We start from the raw sequence: 237 nt of genomic DNA, 5'->3' as shown, positions 1-237 counted from the left end.
CGAGGCGGAGCGGGCGGCGCTGCGCCAGGGCCAGCAGGTGCGTCGAGGGCAGGGCTACAGCCTGAACGTCACCGCGTCACCGCAGGTCCACCAGGCGCTGGCGGCGGCAGGGGCCGCGCTGGGTGCCGAGGGCGCGTCCTCGGCTGAGCGCAAGGCGTACCGGATCTACCGCAACCGGCTCGCCCAGGCCGGCCTGACCCTCGATGTCAACGCGAGCGCCGCCACCGGGGTCGACGG

Annotated in this window: 1 pseudogene; it reads left to right on the top strand. The window is 75.9% G+C overall.

The features are described 5' to 3' along the window. A pseudogene (locus tag F0L68_RS41420) lies at positions 1-237 on the top strand (hypothetical protein); the annotation flags it as partial.

It is taken from the genome of Solihabitans fulvus (assembly GCF_008386585.1).
Classification (GTDB): Bacteria; Actinomycetota; Actinomycetes; order Mycobacteriales; family Pseudonocardiaceae; genus Solihabitans; species Solihabitans fulvus.
Note: the sequence above shows the minus strand (reverse complement) of the source record. Positions and strands in the feature narration are given on the sequence as shown.